Origin of the sequence: Paenibacillus oryzisoli, assembly GCF_050467285.1 — a bacterium.
Lineage (GTDB): Bacteria > Bacillota > Bacilli > Paenibacillales > NBRC-103111 > Paenibacillus_E > Paenibacillus_E oryzisoli_A.
The window spans coordinates 1-2,894 of sequence record NZ_JBCMUN010000024.1 but is presented as its reverse complement, the minus strand read 5'-3'; the positions used below and the strand labels follow the sequence as shown (position 1 = coordinate 2,894).

General features: G+C 52.8%; 1 rRNA gene. It reads left to right on the top strand.

The window, feature by feature from the left end:
- Positions 1 to 62 precede the first annotated feature (62 nt).
- Positions 63 to 2,894 (top strand): 23S ribosomal RNA (locus ABE504_RS30070); the annotation flags it as partial.

Below are 2,894 nucleotides of genomic sequence, written 5' to 3'. Positions count from 1 at the left end.
TGAAAACTAGATAACGAAACGAAGTAATAACTTAGGTTTATCTTTAATGTTTTATTATTAGTGGTTAAGCTAATAAGAGCACACGGAGGATGCCTAGGCACTAGGAGCCGAAGAAGGACGTGGCGAACGACGAAATGCCTCGGGGAGCCGTAAGCAGGCTTTGATCCGGGGATGTCCGAATGGGGGAACCCAGCTGTGGTAATGCGCAGTTACTCATTAGTGAATACATAGCTAATGTAGAGGCATACCCAGGGAACTGAAACATCTAAGTACCTGGAGGAAAAGAAAACAATAGTGATTCCGTCAGTAGCGGCGAGCGAAAGCGGAACAGCCCAAACCAAGGAGCTTGCTCCTTGGGGTTGTAGGACCTCGNNGCCTAGAGGGATCCTGAGTACGGCGGGTCACGTGAAACCCCGTCGGAATCCGGCAGGACCATCTGCCAAGGCTAAATACTCCCTAGTGACCGATAGCGAAGCAGTACCGTGAGGGAAAGGTGAAAAGCACCGCGGAAGCGGAGTGAAACAGAACCTGAAACCGTGTGCTTACAAGAAGTCAGAGCACTCTTTATGTGTGATGGCGTGCCTTTTGTAGAATGAACCGGCGAGTTACGTTCCCGTGCGAGGTTAAGTCGAAGAGACGGAGCCGCAGCGAAAGCGAGTCTGAATAGGGCGCTTTAGTACGTGGACGTAGACCCGAAACCGTGTGATCTACCCCTGTCCAGGGTGAAGGTGAGGTAACACTCACTGGAGGCCCGAACCCACGAATGTTGAAAAATTCGGGGATGAGGTGGGGGTAGCGGAGAAATTCCAATCGAACTCGGAGATAGCTGGTTCTCCCCGAAATAGCTTTAGGGCTAGCCTCGGAAGATGAGTTGTGGAGGTAAAGCACTGATTGGGTGCGGGGCCCGCCAAGGGTTACCAAGTCCAGTCAAACTCTGAATGCCACAAACTTTATTCCGGGAGTCAGACAGTGAGTGCTAAGATCCATTGTCAAAAGGGAAACAGCCCAGACCATCAGCTAAGGTCCCCAAGTGTGTGTTAAGTGGGAAAGGATGTGGAGTTGCACAGACAACCAGGATGTTGGCTTAGAAGCAGCCACCATTGAAAGAGTGCGTAATAGCTCACTGGTCGAGTGACTCTGCGCCGAAAATGTAACGGGGCTAAACACGCCACCGAAGCTATGGCTTGCACGTATGTGCATGGGTAGGGGAGCGTTGAATACGGGTTGAAGTCAGACCGAGAGGACTGGTGGACTGTATTCAAGTGAGAATGCCGGTATAAGTAACGAAAAGATCAGTGAGAATCTGATCCGCCGAAAACCTAAGGGTTCCTGAGGAAGGTTCGTCCGCTCAGGGTAAGTCGGGACCTAAGGCGAGGCCGAAAGGCGTAGTCGATGGACAACAGGTGGAAATTCCTGTACCACCGTAGCCGTTATGAGCGATGGAGTGACGCAGAAGGATAGTGACGCGAGCTGATGGATGCTCGTCCAAGCAGTGAGGCTGGTTAGTAGGCAAATCCGCTAACCGTAAGGCTGGGCTGTGATGGGGAGGGAAATCTTTAGTACCGAAGGTCATGATTTCACACTGCCAAGAAAAGCTTCTAGCCAGGCGAAGGTGCCCGTACCGCAAACCGACACAGGTGGGTGAGAAGAGAATTCTAAGGCGCGCGGAAGAACTCTCGTTAAGGAACTCGGCAAAATGACCCCGTAACTTCGGGAGAAGGGGTGCCTCGGTAGGGTGAATAGCCCGAGGGGGCCGCAGTGAAAAGGCCCAAGCGACTGTTTAGCAAAAACACAGGTCTGTGCGAAGCCGCAAGGCGAAGTATACGGGCTGACGCCTGCCCGGTGCTGGAAGGTTAAGAGGAGTGGTTAGGGGTAACCCGAAGCTATGAATTGAAGCCCCAGTAAACGGCGGCCGTAACTATAACGGTCCTAAGGTAGCGAAATTCCTTGTCAGGTAAATTCTGACCCGCACGAATGGCGTAACGACTTGGGCGCTGTCTCAACGAGAGATCCGGTGAAATTTTAATACCTGTGAAGATGCAGGTTACCCGCGACAAGACGGAAAGACCCCATGGAGCTTTACTGCAGCTTGATATTGGACTTTGGTACGATCTGTACAGGATAGGTGGGAGCCTTTGAAGCGTGAGCGCCAGCTTGCGTGGAGGCGCCGTTGGGATACCACCCTGATCGTATCGGAGTTCTAACCTGGTACCGTGAACCGGTATGGGGACAGTGTCAGGTGGGCAGTTTGACTGGGGCGGTCGCCTCCTAAAATGTAACGGAGGCGTTTAAAGGTTCCCTCAGAATGGTTGGAAATCATTCGAAGAGTGCAAAGGCAAAAGGGAGCTTGACTGCGAGACCAACAAGTCGAGCAGGGACGAAAGTCGGACTTAGTGATCCGGTGGTACCGAATGGAAGGGCCATCGCTCAACGGATAAAAGCTACCCTGGGGATAACAGGCTTATCTCCCCCAAGAGTCCACATCGACGGGGAGGTTTGGCACCTCGATGTCGGCTCATCGCATCCTGGGGCTGAAGTAGGTCCCAAGGGTTGGGCTGTTCGCCCATTAAAGCGGTACGCGAGCTGGGTTCAGAACGTCGTGAGACAGTTCGGTCCCTATCTGTCGCGGGCGTAGGAAATTTGAGAGGAGCTGTCCTTAGTACGAGAGGACCGGGATGGACGTACCGCTGGTGTACCAGTTGTCTCGCCAGAGGCATCGCTGGGTAGCTATGTACGGAGGGGATAAGCGCTGAAAGCATCTAAGCGCGAAGCCCCCCTCAAGATGAGATTTCCCAGTATGTAAGACCCCTTGTAGACGACGAGGTTGATAGGTTCGAGGTGGAAGTGCGGTAACGTATGCAGCTGACGAATACTAATCGGTCGAGGGCTTATCC